Raw genomic sequence first — 18,756 nt, forward strand, 5'->3', positions numbered from 1 at the left:
GACGCACATCGGCTTCCGGTGCGTAGCCGACTCCTGACTGCTTGAAGGCTGACCAGCGGCGATTTGGTTCCTCGCAGGTCGTCACCTAGAATCAACGGGTTGCCTTGGGCAGACCTCGGCCGGCTTACCGGTTGGCCCTGCGTGCTCTTAGGTGACAAAGACCGCGCACGTCAGGTCGGTATCTGCCGTGCACACATTAACCAGGTCGAGGAGTACTTGTGATTCAGCAGGAATCGCGGCTCAAGGTTGCCGACAACACGGGCGCCAAGGAGATCTTGTGCATCCGCGTGCTCGGTGGCTCGTCGCGGCGCTACGCCGGCATCGGCGATGTCATCGTTGCCACGGTCAAAGAGGCCATCCCGGGCGGCAACGTCAAGCGCGGCGATGTGGTCAAGGCCGTGGTGGTGCGCACCGTCAAGGAGCGCCGCCGCGCCGACGGCAGCTACATCAAGTTCGACGAGAACGCCGCCGTGATCATCAAGCCCGACAACGATCCGCGCGGCACGCGCATCTTCGGCCCGGTCGGCCGTGAACTGCGCGAGAAGCGCTTCATGAAGATCGTCTCGCTTGCTCCGGAGGTGTTGTAGATGAAGGTCAAAAAGGGCGACACGGTGCTCGTCGTTTCCGGTAAGGACAAGGGCGCCAAGGGCAAGGTTCTGGTGGCCTACCCGACCCGCGACAAGGTGCTCGTCGAAGGCGTGAACCGGATCAAGAAGCACACCGCCATCTCGAGCAACGAGCGCGGCGCGCAGTCCGGCGGCATCGTCACCCAGGAGGCGCCCATTCACGTGAGCAACGTGATGGTGATCGACTCCGACGGCAAGCCGACCCGTGTCACGTACCGCGTCGACGAGGAGACCGGCAAGAAGGTCCGCGTCGCGAAATCCAATGGCAAGGAAATCTGAGAATGACGACCACTGAAAGCGCGGTGAAGACCCTTCCCCGTTTGAAGCAGCGCTACCGCGAAGAGATTCGTGACTCGCTGTTCAAGGAGTTCGGTTACGCCAACGTCATGCAGATCCCCGGCGTGGTGAAGGTCGTCGTCAACATGGGTGTCGGCGACGCCGCCCGCGACGCGAAGCTGATCAACGGAGCGGTCAACGACCTGGCGCTGATCACCGGTCAGAAGCCGGAGGTGCGCAAGGCCCGCAAGTCGATCGCACAGTTCAAGCTGCGCGAGGGCATGCCGATCGGCGCGCGCGTGACGCTGCGCGGCGACCGGATGTGGGAGTTCCTGGACCGCCTCACCTCGATCGCGCTGCCGCGTATCCGCGACTTCCGCGGCCTGTCGCCCAAGCAGTTCGACGGCACCGGCAACTACACCTTCGGGCTCAACGAGCAGTCGATGTTCCACGAGATCAACATCGACGACATTGACCGCCCCCGTGGCATGGACATCACCGTCGTCACCTCGGCGACGACCGACGACGAAGGACGAGCGCTGTTGCGGGCGCTGGGCTTTCCGTTCAAGGAGAACTGAACAGATGGCAAAGAAGGCACTGGTCAACAAGGCCAATAAGAAGCCCAAGTTCAAGGTGCGCGGCTACACCCGATGCAGCAAGTGCGGTCGCCCGCACGCGGTTTACCGCAAGTTCGGGCTCTGCCGCATCTGCCTACGCGAGATGGCGCACGCCGGCGAACTGCCCGGCGTGCAGAAGTCCAGCTGGTAACAAGCGAACAACTACAGACCCATTGGAAAGTTGCGGTAGGCCCTGCTCGAGTCTTTCGAGACTGGGAACCGCCGCGAGGAAGGTGAACCGGCTGTCATGACCATGACGGACCCGATCGCAGACTTCTTGACACGTCTGCGCAACGCCAATTCGGCGTACCACGACGAGGTGGCCTTGCCGCACAGCAAGATCAAGGCGAACATCGCCGAGATCCTGAAGGCGGAGGGCTACATCAGCGATTTCCACACCGAGGATGCTCGGGTGGGCAAGTCGCTGGTGGTGCAATTGAAGTACGGCCCCAGCCGGGAACGCAGCATCGCAGGATTGCGCCGGGTGTCCAAGCCCGGTCTGCGTGTGTATGCGAAATCCACCAATCTGCCAAGGGTTTTGGGTGGCCTCGGCGTGGCGATCATTTCCACGTCGTCGGGTCTGCTCACCGACCGTCAGGCAGCACGTCAGGGCGTGGGCGGCGAAGTCCTCGCGTACGTGTGGTGAGGGAGAACTAACCATGTCGCGTATTGGAAAGCAGCCGGTCCTGGTTCCCACCGGGGTCGACGTGACGATCGACGGCCAGAAGGTCTCGGTCAAGGGACCTAAGGGCACGCTCGATCTGGCGGTCGCAGAGCCGATCACCGTGTCGCGCAACGACGACGGCGCCATCGTGGTGGCCCGGCCCAACGACGAGCGGGAGAACCGCTCGCTACACGGGCTGTCGCGCACGTTGGTCGCCAACCTGGTCACAGGTGTCACCGAGGGGTACACCACCAAGATGGAGATCTTCGGCGTCGGCTATCGCGTGCAGCTCAAGGGCAACACCCTCGAGTTCGCATTGGGTTACAGCCATCCCGTGGTCGTGGAGGCGCCGGAGGGCATCACCTTCGCGGTGGAGACGCCCACCAAGTTCTCGGTCTCGGGTATCGACAAGCAGAAGGTCGGCCAGATTTCGGCGAACATCCGCCGCCTGCGCCGCCCAGACCCCTACAAGGGCAAGGGCGTTCGCTACGAGGGCGAGCAGATCCGCCGCAAGGTCGGAAAGACAGGTAAGTAGACATGGCCTCTAAAACAGAGTCAGCGACGCGTAAGCCGGTGGGGCAGAACGTGTCCGCGACCCGGCGTATCGCGCGGTTGCGTCGGCACGCCCGGCTGCGCAAGAAGCTCGCCGGCACCGCCGAGACGCCACGCCTGGTCGTCAACCGTTCGTCGCGGCACATCCACGTGCAGCTGGTGAACGACCTGACCGGCACCACCGTGGCCGCGGCATCCTCGATCGAGGCCGACGTGCGCGCGGTCGAGGGCGACAAGAAGGCCCACAGCGTGCGGGTCGGTCAACTGATCGCCGAGCGCGCCAAGGCCGCGGGGATCGAGACCGTCGTGTTCGACCGCGGTGGATACACCTACGGCGGACGGATCGCGGCGCTGGCAGATGCGGCGCGCGAAGGCGGGCTGAAGTTCTGATGACGAAGACCAACGGAAGGATTGCATGATGGCCGAGCAGGCAGCAGGTGCGGCCGGCGGCCCAGGCACCTCAGATGGCCGTGGTCAGCGCGGTGACCGCGACGGGCGGGGTCGTCGTGACGACCGCGGCGGTCGTGGCGGCCGTGATAGTGGCGAGAAGAGCAACTACCTCGAGCGCGTCGTCGCCATCAACCGTGTCTCCAAGGTGGTCAAGGGCGGTCGGCGGTTCAGCTTCACCGCCCTGGTGATCGTCGGTGACGGCAAGGGCATGGTCGGCGTCGGCTACGGCAAGGCCAAGGAAGTTCCCGCCGCGATCGCCAAGGGCGTCGAGGAAGCACGCAAGGGCTTCTTCCGCGTACCGCTGATCGGCGGGACCATCGTCCATCCGGTGCAGGGTGAGGCAGCCGCAGGTGTGGTGATGCTGCGTCCCGCCAGCCCCGGTACTGGTGTGATCGCCGGCGGTGCCGCGCGTGCAGTGCTGGAATGCGCTGGCGTGCATGACATCCTGGCCAAGTCGCTGGGCAGCGACAACGCGATCAACGTGGTGCACGCCACCGTTGCCGCGCTGAAGATGTTGCAGCGCCCCGAAGAAGTGGCGGCCCGTCGCGGCCTGCCCATCGAAGACGTCGCGCCGCCGAGCATGCTGCGGCAGCGCCGGGAGGCCGAGGCGCTGGCCGCGTCGGCTGCGCGTGAAGGGTCCTCGTAACCATGGCAGAGCTGAAGATCACCCAGGTGCGCGGCACCATCGGTGCTCGCTGGAATCAGCGCGAGAGCCTGCGGACGCTGGGGCTGCGGAAGATCCGGCAGTCGGTCGTTCGTGAGGACAACGCGCAGACCCGTGGCCTCATCAAGGCCGTTCACCACCTCGTAGAGGTAGAGGAGGTTTAGAGAAATGACGCCGATCAAGCTCCACGACCTGCGCCCCGCGCCTGGGTCGAAGACGGCCAAGACCCGCGTCGGTCGCGGCGAGGGCTCCAAGGGCAAGACCGCCGGTCGCGGCACGAAGGGCACGAAGGCCCGCAAGAACGTCCCATCGACGTTCGAGGGCGGACAGATGCCGATTCACATGCGGCTGCCGAAGCTCAAGGGCTTCAAGAACCGGTTCCGTACCTCCTACGAGGTCGTCAACGTCGGCGACATCAACAAGCTGTTCCCCAAGGGCGGCGATGTCGGTGTCGACGAGCTGGTGTCCGCTGGCGCGGTGCGCAAGAACTCGTTGGTCAAGGTGCTCGGCGACGGCAAGCTGACCGTCAAGGTCAACGTCACCGCACACAAGTTCAGCGATAGCGCGCGCGAAAAGCTCACCGCCGCAGGTGGTTCAGCGACCGAGCTCTAGTCAGCGAGTTGACGCTCAAGGCCCCCAGGCGCGCTCAGCGCGTTGGGGGCCTTCGCGTTTTCCGGTCACTGGCCCCATTCGAAGCAGCCAACGCCGGGCACGCAACCGCCGCCGCCGCCAGGGCCGCCGTGGCCGCAAATCCCGTCGGCAGTGCATCCGCCGCCCCCACCTGGACCGCCGTGGCCGCATGTGCCGTCGGCCGTACAACCGCTGCCACCGCCGGCGTCGCCGCTGCCGCAGACCCCGTTGGCGCAGCCGTTGCCACCCGGCTGCAGTGGAAATTGACCGATCATTGTGCCCGTCGCCACGGCGAAGGACTCTGCTGCCGCAATTGGTGCCGCGCCGATCGCCGCCGCGGCCGCACCCGCCATGACCAGCGGAGCGATGAATTTTAGAGTCGCCCTCATGGTTCCGGTTTACCACCAAGATCAGAAACTTAAAAGGGCTAATTTTCAGCGAAAGCTGTGAGTCAGCTGAGCTGCGGAATCACCTCTCCAGCAAGCCGTTCCATCTGCTCGCGATCCTCGGCGACGGTCTCGCCGGTGGGGTTCAGCAGGATCATCTCGGCGCCGGCGTCGATGACTTCGCGCAGCCCGCGAACCACATCGTCGGGCGTACCCGACACCGGCACCGCCTCGATGCCGGGCATCTCGCCGTAGATGCGATGCAATCCCGCCAGCACACGTTCGCGGGCCTGCGCGGGGTTGTCGTCGACGGTCAGATACACCCGCTTGCCGATGGTGAAGGCCGCCGGGTCCTTGCCATGTTCGTCTAGTTCGCGGCGCACAGTCTTGACCGCTTCGGCGAAACTGGCAGTGGTCGAGGACCCCGCGCCGAGGAATGCGTCGCCCAGCCGCACCGCCCGGGCAAGTGCGGCAGGGGCGTTGGCACCGAACCAGATTGGCGGGTGCGGGCGTTGCACGGGTTTGGGTTGTATCGGCAGGCCGTCGACGTCGCGGAAGCGTCCGTGGAACGTCACCGTCGGCTCATCGGACCATGCCGCCTTCATCAGCTCGAGGCCCTCGGTGAAGCTGCTGATGAATGTCGCCTTCTCGACCCCGAACGCCTCGAACTTGCGGAAGCCGCCGCCGGGCGCGACCCCGAGGTCCAGCCTGCCGTGGCTGAGCCGATCGACGGCGGTGACCGTCGACGCCAATTGCAGTGGATCGTGCAGCGAGGTGATCAACACGGCCACGCCGAGCCGCAGCCGGGTGGTGCATGCGGCGGCATACGCCAGCAGTTCCATCGGCGCGATCAGCGGTGCCGGGCCGATGGCCTGCTCCAACGTCCATCCGCCCTCGAAGCCGAGTTCCTCGGCGCGGGCCAGATAGCTCTTCATCGCGGTCGCATCGAAACCGTCGGTGTCACGTTGGGGGATCGAGATGGAGAATCTCACCGGACCACGGTACGACGGCGATCTGGGAAGACCCGCCGACGTCGGTAGGCTCGGAGCATGTTCGCTTTCTTGCCTCCTATCCCCGGCACCGACGACCTGCGTGCGCTTGTCCGGCGGGTCGACACCGCCCGCCATCACGGTGTGCCGAACGGCTGTGTTCTCGAACTCGACCTGCAATCGGTGCCGCAGGAGACGGGTAGCTTCGACCCGTTCGCATTGATCGCCAGTGGGGGACGCCCGCTGCTGTTGCGCGAAGCCGTCGGCGCAATCCACCGCGCCGCCGAGGACCCGCGGGTGGCCGGCCTGATCGCCCGCGTGCAAATCCCGGCCGCCGCGGCAGGCCCTGTACAGGAACTGCGGGAGGCCATCACCGCGTTCAGCGACGTCAAACCGTCGCTTGCGTGGGCGGAGACCTATCCGGGCACCTTGTCCTACTACTTGGCCTCAGCCTTCCGCGAGGTCTGGATGCAACCGTCGGGCACCGTCGGACTTGTCGGTTTCGCCACCAATGCGCTGTTCCTTCGTGATGCGCTGGACAAAGCCGGCATCGAGGCGCAATTCATCGCCCGCGGCGAATACAAGTCCGCCGCAAACCTTTTCACGCAGGACCGCTACACAGAGCCTCATCGTGAGGCCGACAGCCGGCTGATCGAAAGTCTGCACGCACAGGTGTTGCAGGCGGTGGCCGACTCGCGCCACATCGAGACCGGTGACATCGACTCCCTGGCCGACAAGGCGCCGCTGCTGCGCGACGACGCGGTGACTGGCCGCCTGGTTGACCGGATCGGCTTCCGCGACGAGGCCTACGCGCGAATCGGCGAACTCGTTGGCGCACCGGGCATTTCACCGGAGACCGGAGACGCTGACTCTGAGGACGCGCCGCCGCGGTTGTACCTGTCGCGGTACGCACGGTCCACGGCGCCGCGGCCATCCGCACCGATGCCGCCGATTCCGGGCCGCAAGGCCAAGCCGACCATCGCGGTGGTCACTCTGCACGGCCCGATCGTCAGCGGCAGGGGAGGACCGCAACTGCTGCCGTTCGGCAATTCGAGCGCCGGTGGTGACACCATCGCTGCGGCGCTGCGAGAGGCCGCCGCAGACGACTCGGTGTCGGCGATCGTGCTGCGGGTGGATAGTCCCGGCGGATCGGTCACCGGATCGGAAACCGTTTGGCGCGAAGTGAATCGGGTGCGTGACGGAGGAAAGCCGGTCGTCGCGTCCATGGGAGCCGTCGCTGCATCGGGTGGCTATTACGTGTCGATGGGGGCCGACGCGATTGTCGCGAACGCCGGGACGATCACCGGCTCGATCGGCGTGGTGACCGGCAAGCTCGTCGCCCGTGAGCTCAAGGACCGCATCGGCGTCGGCTCCGACTCGGTGCGGACCAATGCCAACGCCGACGCCTGGTCCATCAATCAGCCCTTCACCGACGAGCAGCATGCCCACGTCGTGGCCGAGGCCGACTTGTTCTACACCGATTTCATCGAGCGGGTTGCGCTGGGCCGCAAGATGAGCGTGGAAGCCGTCGAGGCGATCGCCCGTGGCCGGGTGTGGACGGGTGCGGATGCCAAGGAGCGCGGCCTGGTCGACGAGCTCGGCGGGTTGCGCACGGCAATCACGCGCGCCAAGGTGCTGGCCGGCCTGGAGCCCGACGCCGACGTGCGGCTCGTCGGTTATCCCGGCTCGTCACTGATGGATCTGCTGCGCCCGAAGCCGTCGTCGCAACCTGCCGCTGCGTCGTTGCCGGAGGCGCTCGCCGCGCTTGTCGGCCGTTCGGTGGCCGGGGTGATCGGCCAGGCTGAGCAGTCGGTCACCGGCGTCAGCGCGCTGTGGCTGGGCGGCTACCGGTTCTAGGCCGAGTGAGTGCGCCACTGCCGCGGTGAAGCGCCGTGGGTGCGGCGGAACAGCCTGCTGAAGTAGCCCGGATCGGACATCCCAACCCGCCGGGCCACCTCTGCCACCGGCATGTCCGAGCCGGACAGCAAGCTACGGGCTTCGGCCATGCGGCGTTCGATGATCCATTCCTGCACGGTGCGCCCGGTACGGCGCCGGACGACAGTGGTCAGATGACCGGGCGTCATGCCGAGTTCGTGTGCCACATCGCGCAGTGACAGCGGCTGGCCGAGGCGGCGGTCGATCACCGTGAACACCTCGGCGAGAAGGGGTTCGCCACTACGCTTCAGGTCACCCACGACGTCGCCAGCCAGCCGCGCGACGTCGATCAGCAGCAGGGTGAGCTGTGCCAGCGCCGCCTGTCGATACCCCTCCTGGCGGCAGGCCAGTTCAGTCTCGATGGAGCCGATCACGCTGGCCCACACCGGCTGCCGCTGCGCGGGCACCTTCAGTTGCAGCAGCCCGCTGGACTGCCCATGCACGAACGGGAACAGCAGCGGGTGAACTCGCCACGAGGGCCACGGCGATCGGCCGTCGCCGTCGAGCGCGGCGGGATCGAAGAACACCGCGACGCCGTCATCCCTGTTCGGCACCTTTCCCGGATCGACCGCCGCGCCGGGAGCCACCACGTACACCAGCCCAGCCGGCTCGGCGTACCACAGGGCCGGGAAATCGTGAATGTGTACCCCACGTTCGAGAACATCGCTGTGTGATGCCCGGACCACCGACACCGGAGGCGTATCGAAGTCCGCGCGGTATTGGTAGACGGGCACGCCGTCGCGGTGGCGGACGAGTCGAGATGACAACGTCATAGACCCAAAATAGTCCAGGTCTTGTCGATAATCACCCAACTTCTAGTCGTGCCAGCGGCCCATCATGGAGAGCATGACCGAACATCGTCCAGATGCTGCGACCCGGCGTGACTACATCCCCGCCTTCGGGAAGGACGCGCTACTACCGTTCTACGACCTGCTGACCCGAGCGTTGGGCATGGGCAAGGCTTACGACAGCCTCGTCGCGCAGGCCGAACTGACTGATGGGCTCCGTGTGCTGGAAATCGGTTCCGGCACGGGCAACGTCACCACACGCGTCAAGCGGGTAGCGCCAGGAGCCGATGTGATCGGCGCCGATCCGGATCCGCTTGCCATCGCGCGGGCGCAACGAAAAGTACGAGGGCTCACCGGAATCCGATTCGAGCGCGCCTATGCGCAAGAGCTGCCGTTCCCAGATGGTGAATTCGACCGCGTGCTGTCGTCGATGATGCTGCATCATTTGGACGACGACGTGAAGGTCGGCGCACTGGCGGAGGTCTACCGTGTCTTGCGTCCCGGCGGCAGGCTGCACATCCTCGACATCGGAGGGCACGTGACGGCCCACCATGGATTGGCGGCGCGGTGGATGAAAGACAATCCCCATGCCGCAGGCAATCTCGGTGATGCAATTCCGCGGCTACTCCGATCGGCGGGATTCGAGTGCGCGGAGGTTGGTACGCGTCGGAATCGCCTGATCGGGCAGCTCACCTTCTATCGCGCTACCCGCCCGGCCTGACCACAGCTACGTCGGGTTTTGGCGCAGGTAGCCGTAGACGGCGGCGAAGTTCTGGTTGACTTCGTCGGGAACAGGTATCGGGCCACCGAGAGCTCTTGCGCCCCAAGCGATCTGGGCGGTGCGCTCCACCAGCGCTGTGATATACATGGCGCGGTCGGGCCGGGGCGCCACCGCCACCAGGCCATGGTTGGCGATCAACGCGGCGGCGCGGCCGTCCAACGCCTTGACCGCGTTGTTGCCGACATCGGGGGTTCCCGACGCCGCGTAGTCGGCACAGCGGATGTCGCCGCCGCAGTACACCGTGAACTCGTCGATGCAGGCCGGGATGGGCTGATGCGCGACGGCGAACATGGTGGCCCAGACGGGATGGCTGTGAATCACGCTGCCGATGTCGTCGAAGGCCCGATAGCACGCCAGATGCAACGCCATCTCGGTCGACGGTGCACGGCCGTCCTTGGCCGCCAGCACAGTGCCGTCCGGGTCGACAAGCACGAGATCGTCGAGCGACATGTCTTCGTAGTCCACGGACGCCGGCGTGATCACGAGATTGCCGTCCTCCCGGCGGGCCGAGATGTTGCCGGCTGTGCCCTCGACCAGGCCGCGCCGCAACATGTCCTTGGCCGCCGCAAGGACCGCCGTCTCCGGATTCTCAACGAATCGCATGCGAGCACCTCCGGGTTGACGATAGCGGGCCTCAGTGTTCCATGTGGCCCGGCCTGGTCGCCCCGCCTTAGCGCAGCACCGCGCTGACATAGCTGAGGTCGGCGAAGAGCATCAAGGCCCCGTCGTCGGGGAACTCGAAACCGTTGGCCGCGTATGCCTCCCGCATCGTCTGGGTCGACACCTCCCAGCCGTACCGGGTCAGGTACTCGGGAACGTGGCTGCGTTCACCGTGGTAGATGAGGTCGGGCATCTCGATGTCCGAGCCGTACTGCTTCATCCGTTCGGCGATGAGCTGAGCCCGGTCATCGGAGAACATCTTGATATCAGGGATGTGTTCGGTCGCCAACCAGCTTCCCGGCACACTGAGCGCGGTGATGTGGTCGAACAGCCTGTCCTGGGCCTCAGGTGGCAGATAGATCAACAGCCCTTCGGCGATCCACGCGGTCGGCACCGACGGGTCAAAGCCGTTGTCCTGCAACGCCGTCGGCCAGTCGTCGCGAAGATCGATCGCGACGGCACGCCGGTCCGCCGTCGCCGCGGCCCCAAGATCGGCCAGCGTGTTGGACTTGAACTCGATGACCTCCGGCTGGTCGACCTCGAAGACCGTGGTCCCGTCGGGCCACGGCAGCCGGAATGCGCGAGCGTCCAGCCCGGCGGCCAAGATCACCGCCTGACGCACGCCCGCACCGGCCGCATCGGTGAACAGCTTGTCGAAGTGGCGCGTGCGTACCGCCATTCCCTCCGCTGCCCGACGTAGGTTGAACTCGGGGTCGATCGATTCCAGATCGATCTCGCCGTCAAGCGCCTTGACGAAGAAGTCGACGCCGACCGCACGCACCAGCGGTTCGGCGAACGCGTCATCGATAAGGCCGTCTCGGTTGGCCAGCGCGCGCTGCGCTGCCACCATCGTCGCTGTCGCGCCAACGCTGGACGCCAGATCCCAGCTGTCGTTATCGGTTCGGGCCATCATGCTCCTTAGTGAGGGTGGCGGAGACGTACAGGACATTGGTCATGGCTGCGCCGGTCGCGTCGTCAGGAAGCGTGAAACCGTTGGCCGCATACAGTTCCGGTGTGCCGCTGGCGGTGACGTCCCATCCGTGGGTCGCGAGGTAGTCGATGACGTGGTTGCGCTCACCGTGGTAAACGAGCTCCGACATGTCGACGTTCAACAGGCGGCGCATCCGCTCCGAGCGCTCCTGGGATTTCTCGTCGGAGAACGCGTCCATGTTCGGTACCTGTTCAGTGGCCAGCCTGCTGCCGGGCGCGCTGAGGGCGGTGATGTTGTCGAACAGCCGGTCTTGAGCCTCGGGAGGCAGATACACCAGCAGTCCCTCGGCGATCCACGCCGTCGGCTCCGTGACGTCGAAACCGCTGTCTCGCAGTGCCTTCGGCCAGTCGTCGCGCAAGTCGACGCCAACCGTGCGCAGGGTGGCGGCGGGCTCGGCGCCCAGTTCGGCCAGTGTGCTGGTCTTGAACTCGATGACCTGCGGCTGATCGACTTCGTAGACCACGGTGCCGGGCGGCCACGGCAACCGGTAGGCCCGCGCGTCGAGCCCAGAGGCCAAGATCACCGCTTGGCGCAGGCCCGCATCCGTCGCGGCGGCGAAGACGTCGTCGAAGTACCGCGTGCGCACGGCCATGCCCTCGGCCATGATGGTCTGGCTGAACGCAGGGTCGTCGGAGAGGTCGATCTCGCCGTTGGCCAACTTGACGAAGACGTCGACGCCGACGGCCCGCACCAGGGGCTCGGCGTATGGATCGTTGATCAACGGGTTTGGGCCCTTCGAGGCCAGTGCTCGCGAGGCGGCGACGCCTGTCGCCGTGGCGCCGACGCTCGTCGCCGGGTCCCAGGTGTCATTGTCGGTACGTGCCATGTGCAGCGCCTACTTTCGTGTTGCGATGACTGCCAGTGAATTGCGCAGCGGCGCAAGCGAGTCTGTGTCGGGAAACTCGCGGCCATAGTGAGCGAACATTTCCGGGCGTGGCCGCGCAGAGACTTGCCAGCCATGCCCGTTCAGATAGTCGACGACGTGGTTTCGCTCGCCGGCGTAGAACAGATCGTTGAGGTCGACGTCGAAACCCTGATCGCCCCACTGCTGGCTGATGGCCTTGGCGCGTTCGCCGATGCTCGCGGCGGCGTCCGGGTGGTACTCGGTGGCCAACTGGCTGCCTGGCGCACTGAGCTCGGTGATGTTGTCGAACAGCCGGTCCTGGGCGTCGGGCGGCAGATAGACAAGTAGCCCTTCTGCGCTCCACGCCGTCGGCTTGGTCTCGTCAAAACCGCTGTCTCGCAGGGCCTTCGGCCAGTCGCCGCGTAGGTCGATGCCGACTGTCCTGTGGTCCGCGGACGGGGTCGCTCCGATCGCCGCCATCGTCGACGTCTTGAATTCGATGACCTGAGGCTGGTCGATCTCGTACACGCTGGTCCCGTCCGGCCAACCCAGCCGGTAGGCCCGCGAGTCAAGGCCCGAGGCCAGGATCACCGCCTGGCGGATGCCAGCGCCGCAGGAGTCGAGGAAGAAATCGTCGAAGAACCGCGTCCGCACCGCGATCACTTGCGCCATGATTCCCGCGCCGTCGTCATCGGCGGGCAACTCGATGTCGCCGTCAACCAGACGGGTGAAGAAGTCGATGCCGACGGCGCGCACCAGCGGTGCGGCGAACGGGTCGTCGAACAACGGCTGGTCATCGCGGCTGGCCAGCGCCCTCGCCGCGGCCACCATGGTGGCCGTCGTGCCGACGCTGGACGCCAGGTCCCAGCTGTCGGCGTCGGCGCGGCTCACCGGCCGCCTTCTCCGCCGATCAGGGCGCCGTCGATGTAGCGCAGCTTGGTGAACGGCGTATCGCCGTCGAACGGCGCCAGACCGTTGGCCGCGAAGAGTTCGTTGATGCTGCTGCCGGAGACCTGCCAGCCGTGGTCGGCGAGGTAGGGCTCGGCGACGTTGCGATCCCCGAGGAAGACGAGCTCACTGAGGTCGAGGTCGAAGCCGTGGTCACGCCAGCGCTGTGCCGCTGCCCGCATCCGCTCGATCAGCTTGTCCTGATCGGCCGGATCGACATTGGGCATGCTCTCGGTGCCGAAGCGGCTGCCGGGGGCGCTTAGCGCGGTGATGGTGTCGAGCAGCCGGTCCTGGGCGTCCGGCGGCAGGTAACCGAGCAGCCCCTCTGCGCTCCACGCGGTCGGCTGGGTCGGGTCGAAGCCGGCCTCGGCCAGTGCCGTCGGCCAGTCATTGCGCAGGTCGATCGCGACCGTGCGGCGACCGGCCGTCGGCTCGACGCCCAGCTCTGCCAGGGTGCGGCTCTTGAAGTCGATGACGTCGGGCTGGTCGATCTCGTAGACCGTGGTGCCCGCGGGCCACGGCAGCCGGTAGGCCCGCGAGTCAAGGCCCGACGCCAGGATCACCGCTTGCCTAATTGGTTTCGACGCCGTCGCTTGGGTGGAATTGCCACCTCCGGTGGCGTCGAGGAAGAACTCGTCGAAGAACTTGGTCCGGATCGCCATACTGTCGGCCATCCGCTGCATGTCCGTGTCCTCGTCGTCGACATCGAGATCGTCAGGACGCAGCTCGCCCGACGCCAGCCGGGTGAACAGGTCGACGCCGACCGCACGTACCAGCGGCTCGGCGAAGGGATCGTCGATCAGCGGCCGGTCAGCCTTGCTTGCCATCGCGCGGGCCGCGGCGACCATGGTGGCCGTCGCCCCGACACTGGATGCGAGATCCCATGTGTCACCCTCGAATCTTGAGCCTGTGCGTTCCATAGGATCACCCCTGTCGGCAGCGTTACTTAGTGGATTTAACGAGATATTGCCGAAGATAGGTTCCCCAGCTGAGAATCCGCTGAGTCCCTCGGATGCAGGGCAACTGACCTGCAACTGTTAGTCTCGTAGACTGTTTGGCGCGTGACTTTCGCAGGCTGCGAGCCCTGCCGGAGCACCGCACATGACTTAACCAGACGCTGGTCAGACCAGCCCCATTCGCACGCCGCGATCAACAGCCCGGCTGCGCAGGAGGAAGAGTGCTTTCGGCTTTCATCTCATCGCTGCGGACGGTCGACCTGCGGCGAAAGATTCTGTTCACCCTTGGCATCGTCATCCTCTATCGGGTCGGCGCCTCGATCCCGTCGCCAGGCGTCAACTACCCGAACGTGCAGAAATGTATCGCGCAGGTCAGCGGCGGCGATTCGGCGCAGATTTACTCGCTGATCAACCTGTTCTCCGGTGGCGCGCTGCTGCAGCTGACCGTGTTCGCGGTGGGCGTAATGCCCTACATCACCGCGAGCATCATCGTGCAGCTGCTCGGCGTGGTCATCCCGCGCTTCGAGCAGCTACGCAAAGAGGGGCAATCGGGTCAGGCGAAACTCACGCAGTACACCCGCTACCTGACGATCGCGCTGGCGATCCTGCAGGCCACCAGCATCGTGGCGCTGGCAGCCAACGGCGGTCTGTTGCAGGGCTGCACGCTCGACATCATCCAGGGTCAGAGCGAGGGCCTGAACATCTTCACGCTGTCGGTCATCGTGCTGGTGATGACCGCGGGTGCCGCGCTGGTGATGTGGATGGGCGAGCTGGTCACCGAGCGCGGCATCGGCAACGGCATGTCGCTGATGATCTTCGCAGGCATCGCCGCGCGCATCCCGATCGAAGGCAAGACCATCCTGGACAGCCGCGGCGGCATGGTGTTCAGCCTCGTCTGCGTCGCGGCGCTGATCATCATCATCGGCGTGGTGTTCGTCGAGCAGGGCCAGCGCCGCATCCCGGTCCAGTACGCCAAGCGAATGGTGGGCCGCAAGATGTACGGCGGCACGTCGACATATCTGCCTCTGAAGGTCAACCAGGCCGGCGTCATCCCGGTGATCTTCGCGTCGTCGCTGATCTACATCCCGCACCTGGTCACGCAGTTGATTCAGAGCGGCAGCGCCACTCCCGGTACCGGGTGGTGGCAGACCTTCGTCGCCGAATACCTGACTGATCCCAGTAGCCCCGTCTACATCGGCGTCTACTTCGGGCTGATCATCTTCTTCACCTACTTCTACGTGTCGATCACGTTCAACCCCGAAGAACGTGCCGACGAGATGAAGAAGTACGGCGGGTTCATCCCCGGCATTCGGCCCGGCAGGCCGACCGCCGAATACCTGAAATATGTGCTTAGCCGGATCACCCTTCCGGGCTCCATCTACCTGGGCGTGATCGCCGTGCTGCCGAACCTGTTCCTGGAGATCGGCAACACCGGTGCCGTCCAGAACTTGCCGTTCGGCGGTACTGCGGTTCTGATCATGATTGGCGTCGGATTGGATACCGTCAAGCAGATCGAGAGCCAGCTGATGCAACGCAACTACGAAGGGTTCCTGAAGTGAGAGTCGTTCTACTCGGACCGCCGGGCGCGGGCAAAGGCACGCAGGCGCAGAAGCTGTCCGAGAAGCTCGGCATCCCGCAGATCTCCACCGGGGACCTCTTCCGCAAGAACATCAGCGAGGGCACGCCGCTCGGCGTGGAGGCCAAGCAGTACCTCGACGCAGGCGACCTGGTGCCCAGCAGCCTGACCAACGCTCTGGTCGAAGACCGGATCGCGCAGGCCGACGCCGCCGACGGATTCATCCTCGACGGGTATCCCCGCTCGGTGGAACAGGCCCAGGCGCTCGACGAGATGCTCACCAAGCACGACACCAAGCTGGACGCCGTGCTGGAGTTCCAGGTCTCCGAAGGCGAGCTGTTCGAGCGGCTCAAGGGCCGCGGCCGCGCCGACGACACCGAAGAGGTCATCCACAACCGGATGCAGGTGTACCGCGACGAGACCGAGCCGCTGCTGGAGTACTACAGCCACAACAATCTGCAGGCGGTTGACGCGGTCGGCACGCTGGACGAGGTGTTCCAGCGCGCGCTGCAGGCCCTCGGCAAGTAACCGATGATCGGCCTTCCCGGCCTGCGTAACCGCAAGGTCGTCGCGCAGCGCAGCGCCGGTGAACTCGACGCGATGGCCGCGGCAGGCTCGTTGGTCGCCACTGCGCTGCTGGCCGTGCGACAGGCCGCGGTGCCGGGGGTGTCGACGCTGGCGCTCGACGGGATCGCCGAATCGGTCATCCGAGACGGCGGCGGAATTCCGTCGTTCCTCGGCTATCACGGCTTCCCGGCCAGTATCTGCGCATCGGTCAATGACCGTGTGGTGCATGGCATTCCGTCGGCGGCCGAAACCCTGGCCCTTGGCGATCTGGTGTCCATCGACTGCGGCGCGATTCTCGACGGTTGGCACGGCGACTCGGCGGTGACGTTCGGCGTCGGGGCGCTGATCCCCGTCGACGAAGCGCTGTCCCGCGCGACTCGAGAATCAATGGAGGCCGGGATCGCCGCGATGGTGCCAGGTAACCGGCTCACCGACGTCTCCCACGCCATCGAGGTCGAGACGCATGCCGCCGAGGCACGCTATGACCGCAAGTTCGGCATCGTCGCCGGCTACGGCGGCCACGGCATCGGCAGGCAGATGCACATGGATCCGTTCCTGCCCAACGAGGGAGCGCCAGGCCGCGGACCGTATCTGGCGCCAGGGTCGGTGCTGGCCATCGAGCCCATGCTCACCCTCGGCACCACGAAGACCGTTGTGCTGGACGACGAGTGGACTGTCGTCACCGCCGACGGGTCGCGCGCGGCGCATTGGGAGCACACCGTCGCGGTCACCGAAGACGGACCACGGATTCTCACCCTGTAGGCACAGCGTCCCGGGCGCAGGCCAATACTGAACCGGACGACCAGCAACCTCGTATCAATAACGGAGGTTGATATTGGACGACCCGGAGGCCGCCGTCATGCGGGTGCTCTATCAGGAGCACGCCGCGGCGCTTTGGCGCTATGCCGTGCGGCTGACGGGCGATAAGGCCCGGGCGGAGGATGTCGTGCAGGAGACGCTGTTGCGTGCGTGGCGCCATCCTGAAGTGACCGACGACCACGAGAGGTCGGCGAGGGCCTGGCTGTTTACCGTGGCGCGTAACCTCATCATCGACGAGCGACGCAGCGCGAGATTCCGCAGCGAATCCGGCACCCCGGACATGGAAAAAGCGGCAGACCGCGCCGGACCCGATGAGGTGGAGTCCGCCTTGGACCGACTTTTGCTGACCGAGGCCGTAAGCCAGCTGTCCGAGGACCACCGCGCGGTGATCCGCCGGGCTTATTACCAGGGCTGGACCACGGCGCAGATCGCCGACGACTTGCAGATCGCCGAGGGCACCGTGAAGTCCCGGCTGCATTACGGGGTGCGCGCGCTGAGGCTCAGACTGCAGGAAATGGGGGTGACACGATGACACAATTCGGTGCACCCCGAGGCGGTGCGTCGTTCGACGACGATCGCTATGTGACCTGGGACGCTGCCTATGTTTTCGGTTCGCTGTCGAGCGATGAACGCCGCGAGTACGAGGCTCATCTGACGACGTGTGAGCGGTGCCGGGCCGCTGTCGCCGAGCTGAGCGGTATCCCCGCGCTACTTGCCCAACTCGCCCCCGAGGAAGTACAAGGCCTTGACGGCGAACAGCCGGACGGCCCGCCGCCCGAGGTCCTGACGTCACTGCTGGACAAGGTGGAGTCGCGGCGCCGTCGTTCTCGGTGGATGGTGACGGGCGCGATCGCCGCGGCAGCGGCGGCGGTGGTCGTTGCGCTGGTGGTCGCGATCCTGCCGGGTGCCTTGGGGTCGCAGTCCGAGACGCCGCAGGCCAGCGGAACGACGTTGGAAATGACCAAGGTTTCACAGACGCCGATCAACGCCACGGTGACGCTGAACGGTTTCGGGTGGGGCACCCGGATCGACATGGCATGCACGTACGGTGACTGGGGCCAGCGCGACGCGCCGCCGCAGAACCTGGGCATGGTGGTGGTGGGACATGACGGCAGCCACAATGAGGTCGCGACGTGGCTGGGATTGTCCGGCGCTACTGCATTGCCGAGCGCCAATACTCCGATGCAGATGAACGAAATCGCCGCTGTACAACTGGTTTCCACCGAAAACGGAGAGGTGCTGCTCGAAACAAGCCTGTGAATCAGGTCACCGGGTGAACCCGAACCCGTCGCGAGTCGTATCACTTGCAAGGACTGGAAAGCGGGTGAGCAATGGCCAACAGGCATCGGGTTGTCGATCACATCGTCGAGTACCTCGCGGCGAGCGGTATCGACCACATCTTCGGCGTGGACGGTGCCAATATCGAGGACCTCTACGACGCCGCGTTCTTCCGTGACGACATCACCGCTGTGCTCGCCAAGCACGAATTCTCCGCGACCACAATGGCCGACGGCTACAGCCGCAGCGGCGCAGGACTCGGCGTCGTCGCCGCCACGTCGGGCGGCGGATGCCTCAACACCGTGCCCGGGCTGGGAGAGGCGTTCGCCAGTCGCGTGCCGGTCCTGGCGCTGATCGGCCAACCACCGACCGCGCTCGACGGGCGCGGCTCTTTTCAGGACACCAGCGGCCGCAACGGTGCGCTGGACGGCGAAGCGCTCTTCTCCGCGGTGTCCGTGTTCTGCCGCCGGGTGACGACGCCGGAGGACATCGTCGCAGCATTGCCGGAGGCGATCACAGCGGCGCGCAGCGGCGGACCGGCAGTGCTGTTGCTGCCCAAGGACATTCAGCAGGCTCAGCTCGGGGTGAACGGCGGAGTCGGCAGGTTCGAGCACTTCGGCAGCCAGCTGGGCGATCCGCAGGCGATCGCGTCGGCGCTGCGACGAGCCGACGGACCGATCACGATCATCGCCGGTGAACAGGTCGCCCGCGACGATGCCCGCGTCGAACTCGAGCAGCTGCGCTCGATGCTGCGCGCCC

26 protein-coding genes are annotated in these 18,756 nt (G+C 65.8%); 18 read left to right on the forward strand and 8 right to left on the reverse strand.

Features of this window, described 5'->3' with window-relative positions; all coding sequences use genetic code 11:
• The first annotated feature begins 218 nt into the window (after window positions 1-218).
• The 10 genes from rplN to rplO all read left to right on the forward strand — a co-directional run bounded on the left by rplN (window position 219) and on the right by rplO (window position 4,461).
• Window positions 219-587: a 50S ribosomal protein L14 gene (rplN, locus tag VFH65_RS28925; protein ID WP_353326511.1), complete on the forward strand. Its 369-nt coding sequence runs from the start codon at window positions 219-221 to the stop codon at window positions 585-587.
• Entirely contained in the window at window positions 588-905 is a 318-nt protein-coding gene (gene rplX, locus VFH65_RS28930) for a 50S ribosomal protein L24 (RefSeq protein WP_353326513.1), read from the forward strand.
• Between the two features lie 2 nt (window positions 906-907).
• The gene (rplE, locus tag VFH65_RS28935; RefSeq protein ID WP_353326514.1) at window positions 908-1,480 is read left to right on the forward strand and encodes a 50S ribosomal protein L5; all 573 of its coding nucleotides are present in this window, start codon (window positions 908-910) and stop codon (window positions 1,478-1,480) included.
• Between the two features lie 4 nt (window positions 1,481-1,484).
• Window positions 1,485-1,670 (forward strand): type Z 30S ribosomal protein S14, encoded by a 186-nt coding sequence (locus VFH65_RS28940; RefSeq protein WP_014209125.1) that lies wholly within the window; start codon window positions 1,485-1,487, stop codon window positions 1,668-1,670.
• Window positions 1,671-1,766: 96 nt separating this feature from the next.
• Window positions 1,767-2,165, forward strand: a complete 399-nt coding sequence (rpsH, locus tag VFH65_RS28945) for a 30S ribosomal protein S8 (protein ID WP_353326516.1) — start codon at window positions 1,767-1,769, stop codon at window positions 2,163-2,165.
• A 13-nt stretch (window positions 2,166-2,178) separates the two neighbouring features.
• On the forward strand, window positions 2,179-2,718 hold the full coding sequence (rplF, locus tag VFH65_RS28950; protein WP_353326518.1) for a 50S ribosomal protein L6: 540 nt from the start codon (window positions 2,179-2,181) through the stop codon (window positions 2,716-2,718).
• A 38-nt stretch (window positions 2,719-2,756) separates the two neighbouring features.
• Window positions 2,757-3,125 (forward strand): 50S ribosomal protein L18, encoded by a 369-nt coding sequence (gene rplR / locus VFH65_RS28955; protein ID WP_353326550.1) that lies wholly within the window; start codon window positions 2,757-2,759, stop codon window positions 3,123-3,125.
• A gap of 28 nt (window positions 3,126-3,153) precedes the next feature.
• The gene (gene rpsE / locus VFH65_RS28960; protein WP_353326520.1) at window positions 3,154-3,831 is read left to right on the forward strand and encodes a 30S ribosomal protein S5; all 678 of its coding nucleotides are present in this window, start codon (window positions 3,154-3,156) and stop codon (window positions 3,829-3,831) included.
• A gap of 2 nt (window positions 3,832-3,833) precedes the next feature.
• The gene (rpmD, locus tag VFH65_RS28965) at window positions 3,834-4,013 is read left to right on the forward strand and encodes a 50S ribosomal protein L30 (RefSeq protein ID WP_353326521.1); all 180 of its coding nucleotides are present in this window, start codon (window positions 3,834-3,836) and stop codon (window positions 4,011-4,013) included.
• Window positions 4,014-4,017: 4 nt separating this feature from the next.
• Entirely contained in the window at window positions 4,018-4,461 is a 444-nt protein-coding gene (gene rplO / locus VFH65_RS28970; protein ID WP_353326523.1) for a 50S ribosomal protein L15, read from the forward strand.
• A 65-nt stretch (window positions 4,462-4,526) separates the two neighbouring features.
• Here the strand turns inward: rplO and VFH65_RS28975 are convergent, their stop codons facing one another.
• Both VFH65_RS28975 and VFH65_RS28980 read right to left on the reverse strand, forming a co-directional pair.
• Window positions 4,527-4,868 carry a PE-PGRS family protein gene (locus VFH65_RS28975; protein WP_414688530.1) on the reverse strand — a complete coding sequence of 114 codons (342 nt, stop codon included), beginning with the start codon at window positions 4,866-4,868 and terminating at the stop codon, window positions 4,527-4,529.
• A gap of 62 nt (window positions 4,869-4,930) precedes the next feature.
• Entirely contained in the window at window positions 4,931-5,857 is a 927-nt protein-coding gene (locus VFH65_RS28980; protein WP_353326525.1) for an LLM class flavin-dependent oxidoreductase, read from the reverse strand.
• 57 nt (window positions 5,858-5,914) lie between these two features.
• Between VFH65_RS28980 and sppA the strand changes: the two genes are divergently transcribed.
• Entirely contained in the window at window positions 5,915-7,711 is a 1,797-nt protein-coding gene (sppA, locus tag VFH65_RS28985) for a signal peptide peptidase SppA (RefSeq protein ID WP_353326527.1), read from the forward strand.
• On the opposite strand, the gene VFH65_RS28990 is transcribed toward sppA, so the two are convergent.
• Window positions 7,708-8,562 (reverse strand): helix-turn-helix transcriptional regulator, encoded by an 855-nt coding sequence (locus VFH65_RS28990; protein ID WP_353326528.1) that lies wholly within the window; start codon window positions 8,560-8,562, stop codon window positions 7,708-7,710. The genes sppA and VFH65_RS28990 overlap by 4 nt on opposite strands.
• 73 nt (window positions 8,563-8,635) lie before the next feature.
• Here VFH65_RS28990 and VFH65_RS28995 point away from each other — a divergent pair, with 73 nt between their 5' ends.
• Window positions 8,636-9,298, forward strand: coding sequence for a class I SAM-dependent methyltransferase (locus VFH65_RS28995; RefSeq protein ID WP_414688531.1), 663 nt, complete (start codon window positions 8,636-8,638; stop codon window positions 9,296-9,298).
• Window positions 9,299-9,304: 6 nt separating this feature from the next.
• Here VFH65_RS28995 and VFH65_RS29000 read toward each other — a convergent pair whose 3' ends face one another.
• The 5 genes from VFH65_RS29000 to VFH65_RS29020 form a co-directional block, all read right to left on the reverse strand.
• Entirely contained in the window at window positions 9,305-9,961 is a 657-nt protein-coding gene (locus tag VFH65_RS29000; RefSeq protein ID WP_353326530.1) for an L-fuculose-phosphate aldolase, read from the reverse strand.
• 67 nt (window positions 9,962-10,028) lie between these two features.
• A complete protein-coding gene (locus tag VFH65_RS29005) occupies window positions 10,029-10,928 on the reverse strand; it encodes a class I SAM-dependent methyltransferase (RefSeq protein WP_353326532.1) in 900 nt (299 codons plus the stop codon).
• The gene (locus tag VFH65_RS29010; RefSeq protein ID WP_353326534.1) at window positions 10,912-11,835 is read right to left on the reverse strand and encodes a class I SAM-dependent methyltransferase; all 924 of its coding nucleotides are present in this window, start codon (window positions 11,833-11,835) and stop codon (window positions 10,912-10,914) included. Before VFH65_RS29010 ends, VFH65_RS29005 begins: the two co-directional genes overlap by 17 nt.
• Window positions 11,836-11,844: 9 nt before the next feature.
• The gene (locus VFH65_RS29015; RefSeq protein ID WP_353326535.1) at window positions 11,845-12,744 is read right to left on the reverse strand and encodes a class I SAM-dependent methyltransferase; all 900 of its coding nucleotides are present in this window, start codon (window positions 12,742-12,744) and stop codon (window positions 11,845-11,847) included.
• Window positions 12,741-13,721: a class I SAM-dependent methyltransferase gene (locus VFH65_RS29020; protein ID WP_353326537.1), complete on the reverse strand. Its 981-nt coding sequence runs from the start codon at window positions 13,719-13,721 to the stop codon at window positions 12,741-12,743. Before VFH65_RS29020 ends, VFH65_RS29015 begins: the two co-directional genes overlap by 4 nt.
• 257 nt (window positions 13,722-13,978) lie before the next feature.
• Between VFH65_RS29020 and secY the strand changes: the two genes are divergently transcribed.
• From secY to VFH65_RS29050, 6 genes are all read left to right on the forward strand, one after another.
• Window positions 13,979-15,316, forward strand: coding sequence for a preprotein translocase subunit SecY (secY, locus tag VFH65_RS29025; protein WP_353326539.1), 1,338 nt, complete (start codon window positions 13,979-13,981; stop codon window positions 15,314-15,316).
• Complete coding sequence (locus VFH65_RS29030) at window positions 15,313-15,861, forward strand: adenylate kinase (protein WP_353326541.1); 549 nt, start codon at window positions 15,313-15,315, stop codon at window positions 15,859-15,861. The genes secY and VFH65_RS29030 overlap by 4 nt, the downstream gene beginning before the upstream one ends.
• A 3-nt stretch (window positions 15,862-15,864) precedes the next feature.
• On the forward strand, window positions 15,865-16,662 hold the full coding sequence (gene map / locus VFH65_RS29035; protein WP_353326543.1) for a type I methionyl aminopeptidase: 798 nt from the start codon (window positions 15,865-15,867) through the stop codon (window positions 16,660-16,662).
• 73 nt (window positions 16,663-16,735) lie between these two features.
• Entirely contained in the window at window positions 16,736-17,251 is a 516-nt protein-coding gene (locus VFH65_RS29040) for a sigma-70 family RNA polymerase sigma factor (RefSeq protein ID WP_353326544.1), read from the forward strand.
• Entirely contained in the window at window positions 17,248-17,979 is a 732-nt protein-coding gene (locus VFH65_RS29045) for an anti-sigma factor family protein (RefSeq protein ID WP_353326546.1), read from the forward strand. Before VFH65_RS29040 ends, VFH65_RS29045 begins: the two co-directional genes overlap by 4 nt.
• 71 nt (window positions 17,980-18,050) lie before the next feature.
• On the forward strand, window positions 18,051-18,756 hold a 706-nt coding region (locus VFH65_RS29050), incomplete at its 3' end, for a thiamine pyrophosphate-binding protein (RefSeq protein WP_353326548.1).

The organism is Mycobacterium sp., assembly GCF_035697385.1.
GTDB lineage: Bacteria > Actinomycetota > Actinomycetes > Mycobacteriales > Mycobacteriaceae > Mycobacterium.